Origin of the sequence: Shinella sp. (assembly GCF_035998705.1) — a bacterium.
GTDB lineage: Bacteria > Pseudomonadota > Alphaproteobacteria > Rhizobiales > Rhizobiaceae > Shinella.
The window spans coordinates 123,553-142,493 of the sequence record NZ_DASYHH010000024.1; the positions used below are offsets into that span (position 1 = coordinate 123,553).

The 18,941-nt window shown below is 66.5% G+C and carries 22 protein-coding genes; 9 read left to right on the plus strand and 13 right to left on the minus strand.

The genetic code is table 11. The features are described from left to right. Positions 1-3: 3 nt before the first annotated feature. The 4 genes from VGN93_RS21295 to VGN93_RS21310 form a co-directional block, all read right to left on the minus strand. Positions 4-435 (minus strand): DUF1810 domain-containing protein, encoded by a 432-nt coding sequence (locus tag VGN93_RS21295; RefSeq protein ID WP_327509031.1) that lies wholly within the window; start codon positions 433-435, stop codon positions 4-6. A 3-nt stretch (positions 436-438) separates the two neighbouring features. After that, positions 439-696, minus strand: a complete 258-nt coding sequence (locus tag VGN93_RS21300) for a DUF982 domain-containing protein (protein WP_319315958.1) — start codon at positions 694-696, stop codon at positions 439-441. A 71-nt stretch (positions 697-767) separates the two neighbouring features. Beyond that, positions 768-1,493: a 3-keto-5-aminohexanoate cleavage protein gene (locus VGN93_RS21305; protein ID WP_327509032.1), complete on the minus strand. Its 726-nt coding sequence runs from the start codon at positions 1,491-1,493 to the stop codon at positions 768-770. 63 nt (positions 1,494-1,556) lie between these two features. Then, the gene (locus VGN93_RS21310) at positions 1,557-2,888 is read right to left on the minus strand and encodes an NAD(P)/FAD-dependent oxidoreductase (RefSeq protein WP_327509033.1); all 1,332 of its coding nucleotides are present in this window, start codon (positions 2,886-2,888) and stop codon (positions 1,557-1,559) included. A gap of 136 nt (positions 2,889-3,024) precedes the next feature. Here VGN93_RS21310 and VGN93_RS21315 point away from each other — a divergent pair, with 136 nt between their 5' ends. The 5 genes from VGN93_RS21315 to VGN93_RS21335 are packed head-to-tail and all read left to right on the plus strand — an operon-like array spanning position 3,025 to position 6,732. After that, on the plus strand, positions 3,025-3,660 hold the full coding sequence (locus tag VGN93_RS21315) for a sigma-70 family RNA polymerase sigma factor (protein ID WP_319315951.1): 636 nt from the start codon (positions 3,025-3,027) through the stop codon (positions 3,658-3,660). After that, a complete protein-coding gene (locus tag VGN93_RS21320) occupies positions 3,657-4,310 on the plus strand; it encodes a ChrR family anti-sigma-E factor (protein ID WP_319315949.1) in 654 nt (217 codons plus the stop codon). The genes VGN93_RS21315 and VGN93_RS21320 overlap by 4 nt, the downstream gene beginning before the upstream one ends. A gap of 3 nt (positions 4,311-4,313) precedes the next feature. Further along, positions 4,314-5,129, plus strand: a complete 816-nt coding sequence (locus VGN93_RS21325) for a DUF1295 domain-containing protein (protein WP_327509034.1) — start codon at positions 4,314-4,316, stop codon at positions 5,127-5,129. Next, a complete protein-coding gene (locus tag VGN93_RS21330; protein ID WP_327509035.1) occupies positions 5,126-6,154 on the plus strand; it encodes a cyclopropane-fatty-acyl-phospholipid synthase family protein in 1,029 nt (342 codons plus the stop codon). Before VGN93_RS21325 ends, VGN93_RS21330 begins: the two co-directional genes overlap by 4 nt. Beyond that, positions 6,151-6,732: a hypothetical protein gene (locus VGN93_RS21335; RefSeq protein WP_327509036.1), complete on the plus strand. Its 582-nt coding sequence runs from the start codon at positions 6,151-6,153 to the stop codon at positions 6,730-6,732. The genes VGN93_RS21330 and VGN93_RS21335 overlap by 4 nt, the downstream gene beginning before the upstream one ends. Here VGN93_RS21335 and VGN93_RS21340 read toward each other — a convergent pair. Then, on the minus strand, positions 6,697-7,098 hold the full coding sequence (locus tag VGN93_RS21340) for a DUF2177 family protein (protein ID WP_327509037.1): 402 nt from the start codon (positions 7,096-7,098) through the stop codon (positions 6,697-6,699). The genes VGN93_RS21335 and VGN93_RS21340 overlap by 36 nt on opposite strands. Before the next feature lie 118 nt (positions 7,099-7,216). Between VGN93_RS21340 and VGN93_RS21345 the strand changes: the two genes are divergently transcribed. Further along, complete coding sequence (locus VGN93_RS21345; protein WP_327509038.1) at positions 7,217-7,597, plus strand: DUF2147 domain-containing protein; 381 nt, start codon at positions 7,217-7,219, stop codon at positions 7,595-7,597. Continuing rightward, positions 7,594-8,418 (plus strand): DUF1365 domain-containing protein, encoded by an 825-nt coding sequence (locus VGN93_RS21350; protein WP_327509039.1) that lies wholly within the window; start codon positions 7,594-7,596, stop codon positions 8,416-8,418. Before VGN93_RS21345 ends, VGN93_RS21350 begins: the two co-directional genes overlap by 4 nt. Before the next feature lie 12 nt (positions 8,419-8,430). Here VGN93_RS21350 and VGN93_RS21355 read toward each other — a convergent pair whose 3' ends face one another. Genes VGN93_RS21355 through VGN93_RS21380 form a run of 6 tightly spaced genes read right to left on the minus strand, consistent with a single transcriptional unit; the run spans position 8,431 to position 14,094 of the window. Continuing rightward, the gene (locus VGN93_RS21355; RefSeq protein ID WP_327509040.1) at positions 8,431-9,369 is read right to left on the minus strand and encodes an electron transfer flavoprotein subunit alpha/FixB family protein; all 939 of its coding nucleotides are present in this window, start codon (positions 9,367-9,369) and stop codon (positions 8,431-8,433) included. 27 nt (positions 9,370-9,396) lie between these two features. Next, complete coding sequence (locus tag VGN93_RS21360; RefSeq protein ID WP_327509041.1) at positions 9,397-10,146, minus strand: electron transfer flavoprotein subunit beta/FixA family protein; 750 nt, start codon at positions 10,144-10,146, stop codon at positions 9,397-9,399. An 18-nt stretch (positions 10,147-10,164) separates the two neighbouring features. Beyond that, on the minus strand, positions 10,165-11,022 hold the full coding sequence (locus tag VGN93_RS21365; protein WP_327509042.1) for a sugar phosphate isomerase/epimerase family protein: 858 nt from the start codon (positions 11,020-11,022) through the stop codon (positions 10,165-10,167). A gap of 3 nt (positions 11,023-11,025) precedes the next feature. Next, positions 11,026-12,174 carry a dihydrodipicolinate synthase family protein gene (locus tag VGN93_RS21370; RefSeq protein ID WP_327509043.1) on the minus strand — a complete coding sequence of 383 codons (1,149 nt, stop codon included), beginning with the start codon at positions 12,172-12,174 and terminating at the stop codon, positions 11,026-11,028. 10 nt (positions 12,175-12,184) lie between these two features. Continuing rightward, entirely contained in the window at positions 12,185-12,955 is a 771-nt protein-coding gene (locus VGN93_RS21375; RefSeq protein ID WP_327509044.1) for a 3-ketoacyl-ACP reductase, read from the minus strand. Further along, on the minus strand, positions 12,952-14,094 hold the full coding sequence (locus VGN93_RS21380; RefSeq protein WP_327509045.1) for an acyl-CoA dehydrogenase family protein: 1,143 nt from the start codon (positions 14,092-14,094) through the stop codon (positions 12,952-12,954). Before VGN93_RS21380 ends, VGN93_RS21375 begins: the two co-directional genes overlap by 4 nt. A gap of 155 nt (positions 14,095-14,249) precedes the next feature. Between VGN93_RS21380 and VGN93_RS21385 the strand changes: the two genes are divergently transcribed. Beyond that, positions 14,250-15,266, plus strand: a complete 1,017-nt coding sequence (locus VGN93_RS21385; protein ID WP_327509046.1) for an aldo/keto reductase — start codon at positions 14,250-14,252, stop codon at positions 15,264-15,266. 186 nt (positions 15,267-15,452) lie between these two features. Here the strand turns inward: VGN93_RS21385 and VGN93_RS21390 are convergent, their stop codons facing one another. Together VGN93_RS21390 and VGN93_RS21395 are read right to left on the minus strand one after the other, a co-directional pair. After that, entirely contained in the window at positions 15,453-16,220 is a 768-nt protein-coding gene (locus VGN93_RS21390; protein ID WP_327509047.1) for an enoyl-CoA hydratase/isomerase family protein, read from the minus strand. Then, positions 16,217-17,788, minus strand: a complete 1,572-nt coding sequence (locus tag VGN93_RS21395; RefSeq protein WP_327509048.1) for an acyl CoA:acetate/3-ketoacid CoA transferase — start codon at positions 17,786-17,788, stop codon at positions 16,217-16,219. Before VGN93_RS21395 ends, VGN93_RS21390 begins: the two co-directional genes overlap by 4 nt. Positions 17,789-17,916: 128 nt before the next feature. Here VGN93_RS21395 and VGN93_RS21400 point away from each other — a divergent pair, with 128 nt between their 5' ends. After that, on the plus strand, positions 17,917-18,735 hold the full coding sequence (locus VGN93_RS21400) for an aldo/keto reductase (protein ID WP_327509049.1): 819 nt from the start codon (positions 17,917-17,919) through the stop codon (positions 18,733-18,735). Positions 18,736-18,941: the final 206 nt, after the last annotated feature.

The following is an 18,941-nucleotide window of genomic DNA, read 5'->3' on the forward strand; positions in this document are numbered from 1 at the left end:
GCCTCACGCATTCAGCAGCGCCAGCGTCTGCGCATCGCGCACGCCGTTGCAACAGGTCTGCAAGGCCTCGGTGAAGAGGGGGTCCTTGCCCGATGCCACCTCGAACAGGGTCATCGAGGAGCGGAACTTCTGGTCGTCGGGAGAGCCGAAAATCGCCAGCAGCGAGCGGCCCTTGATCGCAAGCACGGCCTCCGTCGCAAGCCGCAGCCGCTCGGACAGCACCGGGTCGGCGAGATAGGCCTGCGCCTCGCCAAGCGAGACGATGCCGAAATGTCGGGCGGCGGGAGAGCGGCCGAGCCCGCGCATCTGCGGGAAGACGAACCACATCCAGTGCGTCTGCTTGCAGCCGTCGCGAAGTTCCCGCAGCACCATTTCGAACACCGGCGCCTGCGCCAGCTTGAAACGGTCGAGATCGTGGGGAGCGTCCTTGTCCATGGCCTAATCGAGGATCTGCGCTTCGATGCAGGCGCGGATGAAGGCCTCGCGCGCGCCTTCGCAGGCGTGGTTTTGCTCCACGGCGCCGGCACAGAGCGTGCGGGCATTGTCGAACGCCCGCCCCCGGTGCGCCGGCCAGCGGAAATGCAGGTAGCCCATCGCGTCATTCGGGGTGCGGACGGCTTCCGCCGCGCCATAACCGATCCGCACGAAGACGGGAGAAAGCCAGCGGTCGTCGTCGTGAAGGGTGGTCGTCGTCATGTGAATATGCTCTAATTCCGACGTTGGAATGCGAAGGCGTCCCACAGTGTTCCCGACGGCAGCCGGTTTTTTTAAGCGGCGGACGGAGCCGCCCGGAAAATGGCGACCGCGGCGCCGACCAGGTCCGCATTGCCCTCGGCAACGGTTCTGTCCGGCAGGTGTTTGCCGTCCTCCAGCCCCACCCGCGTCGACCAGCGGCGCTCGCGGGCTTTCTCGACGAAGGGCCACACCGTGGCGTCGCTGCCATGCAGCAGGACGGGCCGCCGCAGGCCGGCGCTTGCGAGCGTCGTGGCGACACCATCGGCGACCGCCATCGCGCGCGCAAGGTCCTGCTCGTCGATCTCGATGAGGATGCGCAGCACGCGGTCATGGTCCGTCAACGACAGCAGCCGTTCGGCATCGGCGACGCTGGCAAGCCCCGCCTCGATGCCGACGCCCTTCTCGCGCAGAAGCGCCATGACGGCGGGCGCATCCGGCTCGGAAAGGTTCACCGAGGCGTAGTCGGGCAGTTCGCGCCATCCGGCGATCAGGCGGCGCGTCTCCGCCTCGTCGCCTTCGATCCAGGCACCCGTCGACACGCCGATGAACGTGCCGGGGCAGGCGCGGCGGAGCGAAAGCACGGTCTCGTCGACGGCGGCAAGCGACTCGCGGCCATCCGCGCGGGGATGGACGTGGAGTTCGGCGGCACCGGCCGCGATGGCGAGCAGGCTGTCGCGCACCATGGCCTCGATATCGAGCGGCAACCGCGGGTGGAAGGCGCTCGGCCGCGCGCCATTGATGCAGGCCTGGACGATCATGGGCATGCTCCTGATGGGTTTTCCGGAGAATGCCCGCACCGCGCACGCGGAGCAACGGTCTTGCTAGACCTGTTGCAAGGTCCGGAAGATGCGGTCGGACTCGCCCGCCACCGTCCAGGGCCGGGTGGTGCCGCCGAGGCTTTCGCCCACCGCAAGCCCGGCCTGGATGGCATCCTCATGGAAACCGGAGCCGAAATAGGAGCCGCAGAACCAGGTGTTCGACTGGCCCTGCAACGACCAGAGTTCCTTTTGCGCGGCGAGCGTGGCGGCGTTGAACAGCGGGTGCTGGTAGACGCCGCGCCAGACCACCGTCTCCTCCGCCGGCGCATGCAGCGGGCTCAGCGTCACGAAGAGCGCGCGATCGGCCGTCACGCCCTGCAGGCGGTTCATCCAGTAGGTGACGCAGGGTTTGCGGCGCGTGCTGCCGTCGCGGGCGGATTGCGCCAGATAGTTCCAGCTCGACCAGACCCGGCGGCGGCGCGGCATCAGCGTCTCGTCGCTGTGCAGCACGGTTTCGTTGAGGCCGTAGGAGAAGGCGCCGAGCAGATCGTTTTCCCGCTGGGACCGGTCGGTCAGGAGCGCCAGCGCCTGGTCCGCATGGGCGGCGATCACCACATGGTCGAACCATTCCGGCTCCGCCCCCGGCGTCGAGATTTCCACCGCGCCATTGACCCGGCGGATGGCGGTGACGGGCGCGCTGGTGCGGATGCGGTGGCGGAAGGGGGCGATGAGCTTGTCCACATAGGCGCGGCTGCCGCCCTCGACGGTGCGCCAGATCGGCCGGCGGAAGAATTTCAGCAGGCCGTGGTTCTCGCAGAAGCGCACGAAGGAGACGGCCGGGTAGTTGCCGATTTCCAAGGCCGGCGTCGACCAGATCGCGGCCGCCATCGGATAGAGATGGTCCTCGCGGAAGGCCGTGCCGAAGCCGGCGCTGTTGAGGTAATCGTCGAGGCTTGCCGAGGGATCGAGGGCGCGCACGCTCGCTGGCGCCTCGCGGTAGAAGCGCACGACATCGCGCAGCATCGACCAGAAGCGTGGGCTCGCCAGATTGCTGCCCTGCGCGAACAGGCCGACGAGGTTGGTGCCGGAATATTCCAGCACGCCGTCGTCCATGGAGACGGCGAAGGACATGTCGGAGGCTTTTGTCGGCACGTCGAGATGGGAAAACAGCGCCGTCAGGTTGGGATAGGTGCGCTCGTTATAGACGATGAAGCCGGTATCCACCGCCGCCTGCCCGGCTTCCACCGTATGGCAATGGCCGCCGATGCGCGCCTCCGCCTCGAACACCGTGACCTCGTGGCGCTGCGACAGGAGCCAGGCCGCCGAAAGGCCGCCGATGCCCGTGCCGACGACGGCGATCCGCAGAGGTCGGTCGGATTGGGAAACATGTCGCATCGCGATCCTTTTGGGGGCTGTCGATTTGGTGGTGGACTTTCTGTAGGTTCTACGAAAACGGTGCCGGGCCGGATCATTCTTCAAGCCGCGTTGCGTTGAGATGATCCGGCCCGAGGCCCGCCGCGTAGAAGGATGCATGTATGACGCTTCGAACGAGATCGACACGCAGGAAAGGCCGGCTCCGTCCACCGGCCGGCGGCGTGCCGTCGTGAATGCCGCAGACCCCCGCGCGCCGACGCCGGAGGCGCTGGCAAGCCTGCTTGCGGCGGTTGCCGATGATCGCGACCGGCAGGCCTTCGCCGCGCTGTTCCGCCATTTCGGGCCGCGCCTGAAGACCTTCTTCCTGCGCTCGGCGATTTCGTCGGGCGTGGCGGAGGATCTGGTGCAGGAGACGATGCTGAACGTCTGGCGCAAGGCCTCCTATTTCGACCCGGAGCGCGCGGGCGTGGCGACCTGGATCTTCACCATCGCCCGCAACCTGCGCATCGACCACCTGCGCCGGCTGCGCAATCCGGCGACGCTGCCGGTCGATGGCGACGACGCGCCGCCGTCGATCGAGGACGGGGTGCTTGGCGCCGAGCGCGACGAGCGGGTGCGCCGCGCGCTTACCACGCTGTCGGCGGAGCAGCAGACGATCATCCGCCTGTCCTATTTCAGCGAGAAATCGCAGACCGAAATCGCCGGCGAGCTGGGCATTCCGCTCGGCACGGTGAAATCTAGAACACGCCTGGCGATGAACCGCCTGCGCGCGCTGCTGGAAGACGAAACATGAGCTCGAAACACCACCATGCCACCGACGAGACCCTGATGCGCTACGCCGCCGGCACGCTGGCCGCGGGTCCTGCGATCGTCGTCGAAGCGCATCTTGCGGCCTGCCCCGCCTGCCGCGCCCGCGTCGCAACCTACGAAGCCGTCGGCGGCGCGCTGCTCGACGAGATCGAGCCGACGGCACTCTCGGAAACCGCCTTCAACGACGTGCTGGCGATGATCGACGCGGAGGAAGGGCCGGCACCGAGGCCGCAATCGCGCAAGCCCGTCGAGATCGAGGGCGTGCGCCTGCCGGATGCGCTGGGCGGCTGCGACATCGGGCGCTGGCGCTGGATCGGCCCCGGCATGCGCATGAGCCGCGTCGGCGTGCCGCACGATCCCGATGCCAACCTGATCCTGCTGAAGATCGGCCCCGGCCGGGCGCTGCCCGATCACGGCCACGCCGGCACGGAATTCACCTATGTCGTGGCCGGCGCGTTCAGCGACCGGTTCGGCACGTTCGGGCCGGGGGACATGGCGGAGATGGACGAGGACGTCGAGCACCAGCCGATCGTCGACCGGGGCGGCGACTGTATCTGCCTTGCGGCGATGGAGGGCCAGATGCGCTTCAAGGGCTTCATCGGCCGCATGCTGCAACCGATCTTCGGGATCTGAGCCATGGCGCCGGCGGCCCTGTTTCTCTTGCTCGCCGTCGCCCTCTCGCTCGCCATGACGGGCGCCTGGCTTGCCGTGGTGCGCGGCGCCAGTTCCGGCTGGGTCGATGCGATCTGGTCGTTCCTGGTCGGCGCCGCGGGCGTTGCCGTGGCGCTCTCGCCGGTCGCCGGCTGGGAGGGCGATGTCCAGCGCCGCCTCGTCGTCGCCCTCATCGCCATTTTGTGGTCGTGCCGGCTCGGCTTTCACATCGTGCTGCGCACGCTCCACGGCGGCGAAGACCCGCGTTATGCGCGGCTGAAGCAGGAATGGGGCGACGGCTGGAAACGCCGCCTGTGGCTCTTCCTCCAGATCCAGGCCGCCGCCGCGATGCTGCTCGCCGCGACCATCTTCCTCGCCGCCCGCAATCCGGCACCCGGCCTGCGCTGGAGCGACGTCGCCGGCATCGCCATCCTCATCGCGGCGGTGATCGGCGAAGGCCTGGCGGATGTGCAGCTCGCGCGCTTTCGCGGCGACCCTGCCAACCGGGGCAAGGTCTGCGATGCGGGGCTCTGGGGCCTCTCCCGCCACCCCAACTACTTCTTCCAGTGGCTCGGCTGGACGGGTTACGCCGTCGTCGCCATCGGCCCGGCCGGCACATGGCCCTGGGGCTGGGCGGCCGTTGCCGGACCGGCCTTCATGTATTGGCTGCTGGTCCATGTCTCGGGCATCCCGCCGCTCGAAGCGCATATGCTGCGCTCGCGCGGGGTCGCCTTCGCCGCCTATGCCAGGCGCGTGAACGCCTTCTGGCCCGGCTTCAACACCAAGGAGAGACCGTCATGAACCTCGCCGTCACCGCGATTGCCGCCGCCGAGCGCCTGCCGCTTCCCGACAGTGCGCTGCGCTTCGGCATCGACCGCCTCGTCGGCCGCACCAGCCGCGTGCTTGCGGGCGGCGGCGTGGCGGACCGGGATTTCGCGCGCGGCATGGAGGCCTTTCCGATTGCCGTGCACACCGATGCGGCGAACGAGCAACATTATGAACTGCCGCAGGATTTTTTCGCGCTGGCGCTCGGCCCCCGCCGCAAATATTCCTCCTGCCTCTACCCGACCGCCGAGACGACGCTTGCCGAGGCCGAGATCGCCGCGCTGGACGAGACCTGCGCCCATGCCAGGCTGGAAGACGGACAGGACGTGCTGGAGCTCGGCTGCGGCTGGGGCTCGCTGTCGCTGTTCATGGCCGAGCGTTACCCGGCCTCGCGTATCGTTTCCGTCTCGAATTCCGCCTCGCAGCGGCTCTTTATCGAGGGCGAAGCCACGCGCCGCCGCCTGACCAACCTCACGGTGATAACGGCCGACATGAACGGCTTCCAGCCGGGCAAAACGTTCGACCGCATCGTCTCGGTGGAGATGTTCGAGCACATTTCCAACTGGCGGAGCCTGCTGTCGCGCGCCCGCTTGTGGCTGCGGCCGGAGGGGCGGCTGTTCCTGCATGTCTTCTCGCATCGCGCCAGCGCCTACCGTTTCGACCATGCGGACAAGGCGGACTGGATCGCCCAGCATTTCTTCACCGGCGGCGTCATGCCGAGCCACGGACTGGTGCGGGAATTTTCCGACAGTTTTACCGTGGAAAAGGACTGGCGCTGGAACGGCCGGCACTATGAGCGCACCGCGCTCGACTGGCTGAAGAATTTCGACGCCAACCGCGCGGCGATCCGCGCGATCTTTGCCGATACCTACGGCGCCGACGCCATCCGGTGGATGCGCCGCTGGCGGCTGTTCTTCCTGGCGACGGCCGGGCTCTTCGGCCATGCGAACGGCGAGGAATGGGGCGTCAGCCATTACCTGCTACGCCCCGCCGCCCAATGAGGTGGCTCCGCGCCATCAGCGCCTATGCCCACCATCCGGACGGGCGGGTGGCGGCGGCAAACCTCATCGCGCTCATCGTCGCCTCCAACCAGCCGTTCTATCCGCTTTATCTCCATTGGCTGGTCGGCGGGGATATCACGCCCGGCTGGTTCACCTTCCTCTCGACGCCGTTCTTCCTCGCGGTCCCGGCGGTGGCGCGCAGGAACACGATCGCCGGAAGGGCGCTGCTGCCGCTCGCCGGCATCGGCAATACGGTGCAATGCGCCTGGCTTTTCGGCACCCAATCGGCCGTCGAGATCTTCCTGCTGCCCTGCGCGATGATCGCCCTTCTGCTGTTTCGCCCGAAGGAGCGCATCTACGGCCTGGCGCTGGCGGGTCTCGCCTTCGTCGCCTTCCTGCTGAACGACAGCTATGGCCCGTCCATGGCCGCCTACAGCGCGGAGCAATATGCAGCGCTGGCGCGGCTCAACGTGGTGAGCGCCGGCATGCTGACCGCCTTCGTCGCGCTCCTCTTCTCCAACAGGCTGGCGGAAGCGGAAGGATCAGTCGAACCGGCTGGCGACCAGATATCCGGCTGAGGCGCCGACCGCGGTGACGAAGGCGCCCCAAGGTAAGTCGGCGAGCGTCACGGCAAGCGGCCAGTCCTTGAGGGTTGCCTGGTTGGTGAGGTCGTAGGTGGCGTAAGCGACGAGGCCGAGCACCGCGCCGTTGAGCGCCGCCTTGGGCAGCCCGCCGCCTTCCAGCGCCGGTATCACCGCGAAGAAGACGATGCCGGCGATATAGATCACATAGAAGCAGATCGCCGGCACCAGCTTGAACTGCGTTTCCAGCTTGTCGGCGAGCAACGGGCGGTAGAGCACATCGGCCATCGTGCTCAGCCAGATCGCATCCACGATGAGAAAGACGAGGCCGGCCGCGAAATAGGCGATGATCAGGGTCTTCATGGGGTGCTTTCCGTGGGGTTCATCATGTCTACGCCGCACCGCACGCGCCGGATCACTCCGCGAGTGAACCGATGGGCCGCGCCCTGCGTATGTGCAGGAAAGCGAGGAGAATGACGCGATGAAGACGCCGACTTTCGCAACCGTTGCCCTGTTGCTGTTGACCGCCGCCGCTGCCGGGGCGCAGCAATCCGCCGATCCGAGCGGTGTGTGGCTACGTGACGACGGCAATGCGCGCGTGCGCATCGCGCCCTGCGGCAACGATATCTGCGCCACCAACCTGTGGATCGGCGATACCAGCAAGGGCGAAGCGGCCGGCGACGTGCTGGTCATGTCGCTGAAGCCGAAATCCGCCGATACGCTGTCCGGGTCGGCCTATGACAAGAAACGCGACCGCACCTATTCCATCACCGTGCAGGTCTCCGACGGCGCGCTTCTGACGCGCGGCTGTATTCTCGGCGGCGTGCTCTGCCGCAACGTGCGCTGGAAATCGGCGCAATGAAGACTGAACGCATCACCAGCGTCGAGGAGAACGGCCCGCCGCCCGTGGCGGCCGGCACGCTCTATCCCGGCAAGGTGATGCACCAGCGGCTGAAACCCTTCGGCCATCGTTTCAGCTATTCGGTCTTCGCGCTGCTGGTGGATGTCGACCGGCTCGGCGAACTCGGCCGCCTGTCCCGCCTGCTCGCCGTCAACCGGCCGGGGCTGCTGTCGTTTCGCGAGAGCGACCATGTCGAGGCGGACGGCGAGACGCTGCGCGGCTTCGCCGATCGGCTGCTGGCGCAGGCGGGGGTGGAGGTCCCGGCGGCGCGCATCCTGCTGCTCGCCTATCCGCGCATGTTCGGCTATGTCTTCAACCCGATCTCGACCTATTTCGCCTATGACGCGGCGGGCGAGCTGCTTGCGATCATCTATGCGGTGCGCAACACGTTTGGCGAGCGCCACAGCTATGTCGCGCCCGTGCTGCCCGGCGAGGCGAGCCCCGCCGGCATCCGCCAGACGCGCACGAAAATCTTCCACGTCTCGCCGTTCATCGGGATGGGCATGCGTTATCATTTCCGCATCCTGCCGCCGGGAAAGACGGTGCGGCTGCGCATCCACGAGACCGCCGGCAGCGAGCCGCTGCTTGCCGCCACCTTCAACGGCGACGCCATGGCGCTGACCGGCCCGAACCTCGCCCGATACCTGCTGCGCTTCCCCTTCATGACGCTGAAGGTGATGGCCGGCATCCACTGGGAAGCGCTGAAACTCTGGCTGAAGGGCGCCCGGTTCCACACCAGCCCCCCACCCCCCGCCGCCGCGAGCTTTCGCGACGAGGGGTAAGCGCCTGCGACGTCAACGCGTGCCGATGGCTTTTTCGAATTCCGGCAAGGCTTCGAAAATATCCGCCACAAGCCCGTAGTCGGCGACCTGGAAGATCGGCGCCTCCTCGTCCTTGTTGATCGCGACGATCACCTTGGAATCCTTCATGCCGGCAAGATGCTGAATCGCACCGGAAATGCCGCAGGCGATATAGAGCTGCGGCGCAACCACCTTGCCCGTCTGCCCCACCTGCCAGTCGTTCGGCGCATAGCCCGCATCGACCGCAGCGCGCGATGCACCAACGGCCGCACCGAGCTTGTCGGCAACCGGAAGGATGACTTCCTGGAACTTTTCGGACGAGCCAAGCGCACGACCGCCCGAGATGATGATCTTGGCGGACGTCAGCTCCGGACGATCCGACGAGGACAGCGCGTCCTTGACGTGGGTCGAGAGGCCGGGGTTCGCTGCGGCCGAGACGCTCTCGATCGATGCGCTGCCGCCTTCGGCTGCTGCGGCGAAGGACGCCGTGCGCACCGTGATCACTTTCTTGGCATCCGTCGACTGTACCGTCTGGATGGCATTGCCGGCATAGATCGGACGCTTGAACGTGTCGGCGGAGACGACCTCGATGATTTCCGAGACCTGCGCGACATCGAGCAGCGCTGCGACACGCGGCAGAACGTTCTTGCCGACGGAGGTCGCGGCAGAGACGATCGCCTCATAGCTGCCGGCCAGCGACACGATGAGCGCTGCCAGCGGTTCCGCCAGGTTGTTGGCAAGGGTTGCATCCTCGGCGACGAGGACCTTCGAAACGCCGGAAAGCTTTGCAGCCTGTTCGGCCGCCGCCTTGGCACCGGCACCCGCGACGAGCACATGCACGTCGGAACCGATCTTGCCTGCCGCCGTCAGCGCCTTTGCCGTCTGGTCGGAAAGGTGGGCGTTGTCGTGATCTGCCAGAAGAAGAATGGCCATGTTCGTAATCTCCTCAATTCTTCCCGATCAAAGCACGCCGGCTTCGTTTTTCAGCTTGTCGACGAGTTCGGCGACCGACTTCACCTTGACGCCTGCCTTGCGGCCGGACGGTTCCTCGGTCTTCAGCACCTTGAGACGCGGGCTCGTGTCGACGCCGAAGTCGGATGGCGTCTTCTTGTCGAGCGGCTTCTTCTTCGCCTTCATGATGTTGGGCAGCGAGGCATAACGCGGCTCGTTGAGGCGCAGGTCCGTCGTGACCACTGCGGGTAGCTTGACGTCGATGGTCTGGAGGCCGCCGTCGACTTCGCGGGTGACCTGGGCCGAACCGTCGCCGATCTCGACCTTGGAGGCAAACGTCGCCTGCGCCCAGCCGAGCAGGGCGGACAGCATCTGGCCGGTCTGGTTCGAATCGTCGTCGATCGCCTGCTTGCCGACGATGATCAGGCCGGGAGCCTCGGCTTCGGCGACGCCCTTGAGAATCTTCGCCACGGCGAGCGGCTCGACGGCATCCTCCGTCTCGACCAGCACGGCGCGGTCGGCGCCCATGGCAAGCGCGGTGCGCAGCGTCTCTTCGGCCTTGGCCGGTCCGATCGACACGACGACCACTTCCGACGCTTTGCCGGCTTCCTTCAGCCTGAGCGCCTCCTCGACCGAAATCTCGTCGAACGGGTTCATCGACATCTTCACATTCGCTAGCTCGACACCCGAGCCATCCGCCTTCACGCGAATTTTGACGTTGTAATCAACGACCCGCTTGATGGGCACCAGCAGTTTCATCAAGAATCTCCTAAATCGTCAGCAGAGCGTGCGAAAACGCTCGACCATCACATCGAGGACCCCGCCGGGGTCCCGTTTCCACCAGGTGTTCGCGGAAAAGATTTCGACCTCGCACGGCCCCGCATAACCCGCGCCCTCGACGCTGGCGCGGATCGCCTTGAGGTCGGCCACGCCATCGCCCATCATGCCGCGGTCGAGCAGCACGTCGCGCGTGTCGGCGAGCCAGTCGCAGAGGTGGTAGCCGAAAATCCGGTCCTTTCCCGCGCGCTGCAACTGGGCGTCGAGGTCGGTGTCCCACCAGACATGGTAGACATCGACGGCGATGCCGAGGTTCGGCGCGCCGACCGTGTCGCAGAGATCGACGGCATCGCGCACCGTGGTGAGGCACGAGCGGTTGCCGGCATAGACCGGGTTGAGCGGTTCGAGCGCCAGCCGGACGCCACGCTCCGCCGCATAGGGCGCGATCGCGGCGACCCGGTCGGCGACGATCTTCAGGCTTTCCGCCGTGCCCTTCGTGCCCGGATGCACGCCGCCGACCACGATCGTCAGCACCTCGGCCCCAAGCGCCGCCGCCATGTCGATGGAAGCCTTGGCCTCATCGATCACCGCGACCCTGTCCACCGCCTCCGTGCCGACCAGAAACGGCGTGCGGCAAAGCCCCGCGACGGAAAGACCCGCCGCCCGCGCCCGTTCTCCGATCTCCACGGCCCGCGACCCGATTTCCCGCCGCCAGAAGACGATGGCGCCAAAACCGCGCGCCGCACAGGCATCGATCACCCGCTCCGGCGACCAGCCCGCGCCATGGCCTTCCAGATTGTGCCCGAGGCTCGCGGTGTTGAGCGCGAGCGCCGAATGATCGCTGGAAAAATCCCGCATCGCCTAGGCCCCGTAGAGTGCCAGCAGCTTCTTCATGCGCTCCACGGCAAGCTCCGGATCGCGCAGCAGGCCGCATTGGTCGGCATGGCGGAAGAGGTCGACGAAATAGGGCAGCGGCCGCATGGCCTGCGCGCCGTTCAGCATGATGAAATGGTCCTGGAAACCATTGAGCCAGGCGAGGAAGACGACGCCCGTCTTGTAATATTGCGTGGGCGCGCGAAAGATCAGCCGGGCGAGCGGCACGGTCGGATCGAGCGTCGCACGGAAGCCGGCCTTGTCGCCCTCGCCCAGCCGCTCCACCGCGTAAGCCGCGGCGGGTGCCAGCGGATCGAAGATGCCGAGCAGGGCATGGGAAAAGCCCTCCTCGTCGCCCTCGATCAGTTCGGGATAGTTGAAGTCGTCGCCCGTATACATTTTCACGCCCGCCGGCAGGCGCCGGCGCATGCGGATTTCCTTCTCCTTGTCGAGGAGCGAGATTTTTATGCCGTCCACCTTGGCCGTGTTTTCGCCGATGACGGCAAGCGCCGTCTGCATGGCGGGGTCGAAATCCGCGCTGCCCCAGTAGCCGGCAAGCTGCGGATCGAATATGTCGCCGAGCCAGTGCAGGATCACCGGCTCGTCGCAGGCCGACAGCACGTCCGAATAGATCTTGACATAGTCCTCCGGCCCCCTGGCAACGCGCACCAAAGCGCGCGAGGCCATCAGGATGATGCGTCCGCCGAGCTTCTGGATGGCTTCCGCCTGTTCCAGATAGGCGCGGCGCACGGCGTCGAGGCTGGTCACCGTCGCGGGGTCGAGATGGTCCGTGCCGCAGCCATTGGCGACCAGCGCGTCCGGCAGTTCTTCGCGCGTGCGGCGGATGAGCTCCAGCGCGCCCGGCCAGTCGAGGCCCATGCCGCGCTGCGCGGTGTCCATCGCCTCCGCAATGCCGAGCCCGAGGCCGGCGAGGTAGCGGCGGAATTCCATGGTCTTTTCCCAATCGACCGTCGCGCGGCCGGAGGGATCGTTGGCGGTGAACGGATCGGCCACCACATGGGCGGCGGAATAGACGGTGCGGGCCGGGTTTTTGCCGAGTTTGGCCGCGGCGATCGGCTGGCCCGTCAGCGTGTAATCCGAAAGGCGGCCGGCGGTATCGGGAAGCGCGATGTTCATCAAAAAACCCTCAGAAGCGCGGGACGAGCATGCCGGCATCCGCCGGGATGGTGAGGCCGGTGGTGTAGGGAAGCCGCCCCGACGCAAGCGAGGCGACCAGCGTTCCGATATCGTCGGGCTGGCCGACGCGGGGAAAGAGCGTCAGGCCCTGCTCCGCCCGTTCGCGATAGGCATCGATCACCGGCGCTGTCATCTCGGTGGCGATGAGGCCGGGCTGCACGTCATAGACGGCGATTTCCTCGCGCCCGAGCCGTACGGCAAGCGCCTTGGACACCATGGCGGCCGCGGCCTTGGAGGCGCAATATTCCGAGCGCTGCTCGGCCACCGCGACGGCATTCGACGAGGTGATGTTGACGATCGAATGGAAGAGCGGCGGCCGCTTGCGCGCCAGCAGGCGGCGGGCGAAGGCCTGGCTCAGGAAGAACAGCGCCTTGGCGTTGACGGAAAAGCAGCGATCCCAGCTCTCTTCCGACACGTCCATCATGTCGCCACGCTGGAGCACGCCGACGCCGGCATTGTTGACCAGCGTGGTGAGGGTCCCGAGCTTTTCTTCGATGGCGTCGAGTGCGGCTTCGTGGCCAGCTATACCGGTTACGTCGAACGGCGCGGCCACAACTGGCACGCCGAGCGCTGCAATCCGCGAAACCGCTGCCGACAGTTCCGCGTCCTCGGCAGGGCCGTTGACCGCGATGGCAAAACCCTGGCCCGCGAGCGCCTCGGCCACCGCCAGCCCGATGCCGCGCGACGAGCCGGTGACGAGCGCGACCGGCCGGGCACTCATGCCCGCGCCCCCTTCTTCAAGAGTTCGCGCGCGATGATCATGCGCTGGATCTGGTTGGTGCCCTCGTAGATCTGTGTGATCTTGGCGTCGCGGTAGAGCCGCTCGACCTCGAAGCCGCGGATGTAGCCCGAGCCGCCGAAGACCTGCACGGCATCGGCGGTGCGCTGCACGGCCATGTCGCCGGCAAAACATTTGGCGATCGAGCAGGCCTTGGTCGCGTCCGCGCCGGAATCGATCTTCGCGGCGGCGGAATGCACGAGCAGGCGTGCGGCCTCGATATCCTTCGCCATGTCGGCGAGCAGCCATTGTACGCCCTGGAAATCGGAAATCGCCTTGCCGAACTGTTTTCGCGTGCCGGCATAGTCGAGCGCGGCCTCGAGCCCGGCCTGGCCGATGCCGACGGCAAGCGAGGCGATGCCGACGCGGCCCTTGTCGAGCACCGACATCATCATGTGGAAACCGCGGCCTTCCGTGCCGAGCAGGGCATCGGCGGAAAGGCGCACATCGGCGAAATTGAGCGCGCCGACCTGGCTGGCGCGCTGGCCCATCTTGTGTTCCTTCGGGCCGCGCTCGACGCCCGCCGCATGCAGGTCGACGATGAAGATCGACATGCCGCGGTTGCCGGCCTCCTTGTCGGTGCGCGCCAGCACGAAGCCGTAATCGGCGACCGGCGCATTGTGGATCCAGATCTTGCCGCCATCGAGCCGCCAGCCGTCGCCGTCGCGCACGGCCGTCGTGCGGATGCCCGAGACATCGGTGCCCGCTTCCGGCTCGGTGATGCAATAGGCGACCTTGGCGCGCATGCCGAGAATATCGGGCAGCAGCGCCTGCTGGCGCTCCGTGCCGTGGCGCACGAGCAGGGTCGAGATGAGTTCGATCAGGCCGCACTGGTCGGCGACGGAGGCGTAGCCGCGGCTCAGCTCCTCCATCACCAGCGCATAGGTCAGCGTATCGAAGCCCGGGCCGCCGAGCGCCTCCGGCACGCCGATGCCGAACAGGCCGAGCTTGGCCATCTCGTCATAGAGGGCGGCGGGGAAACTCTCCTCGCGGTCCAGTTCCTCGGCCAGAGGGCGGATCATTTCATCGGCGAAGGCGCGCGCCATGTCGCGCACCTGCTCCTGCGTTTCCGTGAGATACATCGGCTTCGTCTCGCTTCTAGTAACTATCTGGTTACATACATGCGGCGGATGCACGACGTCAAGCCGGAAAAATTTCCGCGCGGCTACAAAGCTGCTTGCACAGTGGGTTGGCCGGTGGTTATTATTCACCATACGGTTACTTATGGAGGATAAGTATGCACGCGAGCGACAAGCGAAAATTCGGCCGCACGGATATCGAGGTCACGACCTTCGGCTTCGGCACCGCCCCCCTCGGCAACATTTTCAACGAGATCGACGAGGCGACGGCCGCTTCCATGTTCGAACGCGCCTGGGATGCCGGCGTGCGCTTCTTCGATACCGCCCCGATGTACGGCCACGGCCTTGCGGAGCTGCGCACCGGCCACGCGCTGCGCTGGAAGGAGCGTGACGATTTCGTGCTCGCCTCGAAGGTCGGCCGCCTGCTGCGCCCGGCCCGGCGCGACACGATCGATTTCGCGCCCTGGAAGAACGCCGCGCCCTTCACCATGCATTTCGACTATAGCTACGACGGCACGATGCGCGCCTTCGAGGACAGCCTGCAACGGCTGGGGCTGGAGCGCATGGAGATGTGCTTCATCCACGACATCGACGTTTTCACGCGCGGCGATGCGCAGCCGGAGGTCTTCGAGCAGGCGATGGATGGCGCCTGGCGGGCGCTGGAAAAGCTGCGCTCGGAAAAGGTGGTGAAGGCGATTGGCGTCGGCGTCAATGAATGGCAGGTCTGCCACGAGGCGCTGAAGCGCCGCGACTTCGACTGCTTCCTGCTGGCCGGCCGCTATACGCTGCTGGAACAGGAAGCGCTCGATGCCTTCCTGCCGCTCTGCGAGGAACGCGGCGCTGCCGTCGTGGTGGGCGGCGGTTTCAACTCCGGCATCCTTGCCACCGGCGCGAAGGAAGGCGCCAAATACAATTATGCCCCGGCGCCGCGCGAAATCCTGGAAAAAGTCGCCAAGATCGAGGCCGTCTGCGCCGAACATGGCGTACCGCTGGCCGCTGCCGCCCTGCAGTTCGTTGTCGCCCACCCGGCCGTGCCGTCCTTCATGGCGGGTACGCGCACGGTGGAGCAACTGGACCAGAACCTCGCCTGGTTCTCGCACCCGATCCCCGGTGAGTTCTGGGCGGATCTGAAGCACAAGGGCCTTTTGCGCGAGGACGCGCCTGTGCCGGCCTGAGCCCGATCGTCACCGCTGCTTGGCGGTGAAAAAGCCCTCCTCCCCCCTGCCGTCATCCTCGGGCTCGACCCGAGGATCCACCCTCACCCGCGGCGTGGATGCTCGGGTCAAGCCCGAGCATGACGGAGGAGAGGTTTGGTGCGACAGCATGCAGGCAGGCTGTCGCGAAAATCTTGAATGGTCGGGCTAAAACGCCGGCGGTCGTTTCTCGCGATAGGCGGCAAGGCCCTCCGCGAGGTCAGCCGATGCCGCGGCCGCGGCGCCCGCCAGCGCCTCGACGACGCGGGCATTCTCTTCGCCCTCTGCGGCGTTGATCAGCATTTTCGTCACCTCGGTGGCGCGCGGCGCGCGTTTCAGCACGCGCTGGGCGGCGGCTTCTGCCGCGGCCGGGCCTTCGCCCGTTTGCACAACCTGGTCGACCAGCCCGAGGGCCAGCGCCTCTTGCGCCGGAAAGACCTCGCCGAACAGCGCCATGCGGCGCACCAGCGACGAGCCGAAACGTCGCGACGCGCGCTGTGTGCCGGACCAGCCGGGAATGATGCCGAGGCCGGGTTCCGGCTGGCCGATCTTTACATGGGCTTCCGCGATGCGAAGGTCGGCGCAGGCGGCCAACTCCAGCCCGCCACCGAGCGCATGCCCGTTCAGCACGGCGATCAGCGGCACGGTGAGGCGCGCCAGCGCATCGAAGGCATCGTGCCCGTCGCGCAGCCAGCGCCGCGAAAAGGCCTCCGCATCGAGATTGCTCCAAGCCGCGATATCGCCGCCCGCCGAGAAGGAGCGTGCGCCCTCGCCGGTCAGAATGGCGACGCGCGCATCCGACCGCTCGATATCCCGGCAGGCCTGCAAAAGCGCGTCGACCATTTCGGCGTCGATGGCGTTCAGCTTTTCCGGGCGGCGCAGCGTCAGCCGGGCGATGCGGTCCTCGACGGCGAGGTCGATGCGTGGGTCGCTCACAGCGCGAGGCCCATGGTTTCGGCGCGGAACAGCGCGTCGTCCATGGTCTTTAGCGTCTCGGAGACCCTGAGCGGCGTGGCGGCCTGATCGAGCACGTCGCGCTGGAGATCGAGGCCGGGCGCGATTTCGGTGACGACCAGCCCGTCCGCCTCAAGCCGGATCACGCAACGCTCGGTGACATAGGTGATGTCCTGCCCCTGCGCGCGGGCGCGTTTGCCGGAAAAACTGACCTGGTCGACCTTCGGCACGATCTTGGCGATGCGGCCTTCTTTGTCGACGACCAGCCGGCCATCCTCGATGCGCATTTTCGCGCCCGCATTGAAATTGCCGGAAAAGACGATCTTTTTCGCCCGCGCGGTGATGTCGACGAAGCCGCCGGCGCCGGCGGTGCGATGCGGCGTCGCCGCAAGCCGGCTGACATTGACCGATCCCTCGGCGTCGATTTCCAGGAAGGACAGCAGCGAACAATCGAAGGCGCCGGCCTGGAAGTAACAGAACTGGTGCGGCGAGGCGACGAAGGCCTCCGCATTGGAGGCGCAGCCGAACTTGAAATCGAGCAGCGGCACGCCGCCGACGGCGCCCTGCTCGATCACCCAGGTGATCTTGCCGTGATGGCCTTCCTCGATGAGGATGCGTGGCACATTGGCCGAAATGCCGAAGCCGATATTGACCGCCCAGTCTTGCCTGAGCTCCTGCGCCACGCGCCGCGCAATGACCTTGCCGACATCGAGCGCCGGCAGGCGGAAGGTGTCGAGCGGCCGGAAAAGCTCGCCGGAAATCGCCGGATCATAGGGCGTCGCCGTCGTCTGCAACTGCTCCGGCGCCTCGACGATGACGTCGACGAGAATGCCCGGCACGCGCACGTCATGCGGCCGCAAGGTGCCGCTCGCCGCCACGCGCTTGACCTGCGCGATGACGAGGCCGCCGGAATTGCGGGCGGCAAGCGCCATCTCCATGGCACCGAGCGTCGCGCCCTCCTGCTCGAAGGTGAGGTTGCCCTTCTCATCGGCCGTGGTGGCGCGGATGATCGCGACATCGGGGCGGATGGCCGGGAAATGCAGCCAGTCCTCGCCGGCAAATTCGACGCGCTTGACGAGGGGTGCGGCCCGCGCGCTGGCATTCATCGCGCAGCCGTCCTGGTCGGGATCGACGAAGGTTTCCATGCCGACCTTGGTCAGCACGCCCGGCCGCTTGGCGGCCCCCTCGCGCAGCATGTCGAAGACGATGCCGGAGGGCACGTTCCAGGCGGCGAGTTCTTCTTTCAGGATCATCTGCCAGATGAGCGGCGGCTCGGCATTGCTCGGCCCGGAGGGGTAGGAGCCGCCGATGATCTTTTCCAGCATGCCGGGCTTGGCGATGTGGTCGACGCCTCTGGTGCCGAAGAAATCGCCGGCCGCGATCGGGTGGACGGAGGTCAGCCCGCGCGGATGGCCCTCGCGATCGAAGCGTTCGCCGAGCGCTTTCAGCACGGCATCCGGGCAGCACAGGCCCGAGGAAGAATTGACGGCGACGACCGCGCCATCCTTGACGAGCCTGGCCGCCTCCTCCGCCGTCTTCACCTTCTTCATGGCCGAATCCTCCGATCTCCATTGCATTAAGTAACTAACTAGTTATACATTAATCACGGCCGGAGCAATCGGGCAAGCAAGATTTTCGCGTCTGCAACGCCGGCGCATCGACCAGCCAAGGAGGAGGCATGAACATCTATTTCCAGAAGAGCTTTCAGCGCGGTTTCGGCACCTATCCGCTGAAGGGCGACGACCTGCGCGCCGCCGTGGACGCGGCCCTCGAAGCCGGCTACCGGGCGTTCGATACGGCGCAGATGTATGGCAACGAGGCCGAGACCGGGGCGGCGCTTGCCGCCGGCGGCGTCGCCCGCGCCGAGCTCTGCATCACCACCAAGGTGCATCCGGACAATTACAGCGCGGAGAAATTCATCCCCTCGGTGGAGGCGAGCCTCGCGGCGCTGAAACTCGACCGCGCCGATGTGCTGCTGCTGCACTGGCCGCCGGCGGACGGCGACGTCGCCCCGTCTTTGCGCCTGTTGCAGGAGGCTCATGACAAGGGCCTTGCGGGCGCGATCGGCGTGTCGAACTATACGGCGCGCATGATGCGGGAGGCGAAAGCGGCCGTTGACGTGCCGCTCGTCACCAACCAGGTGGAGTTCCACCCGCTGCTCGACCAGAACAACCTCCTCGCCGCCGCCACGGAGACGGGCATTCCGCTCTCCTCCTATGCCTCGGTGGCGCGGGGCGAAGTCTTCAAGCACGGGCTGTTCGCCGAGATCGGCGAAGGTTACGGCAAGTCGGCCGCGCAGGTCGTGCTGCGCTGGATCCTCCAGAAGGGCGTTCCGCTCAACACCATGTCGACCAAGCCGGTAAACATAAGGGCGAATTTCGAGATCATGGATTTCACCCTCTCCTCCGTCGACATGGCCCGCATCGACACCCTCCACGCCACCGGCTACCGCATCATCAAGCCGGGATTGCTGCCATGGGTGCCTGAGTGGGACTGATAAAAAAGGGGCGGCCACTGTGCCGCCCTTTGCTGTGCGGCGAGCCTCGCCACACCCTCCACGTCATCCTCGGGTCAAGCCCACTGGTGTCCGGTTTAAATTCAATGGACAAGGTGCACGGTGTTGATTCTACTCGTATTCGAGCGTTTGGCGACGATCTCGGACACGATAGAGGAGCAACCCCGTGCGGCATCACAATAGCGTCT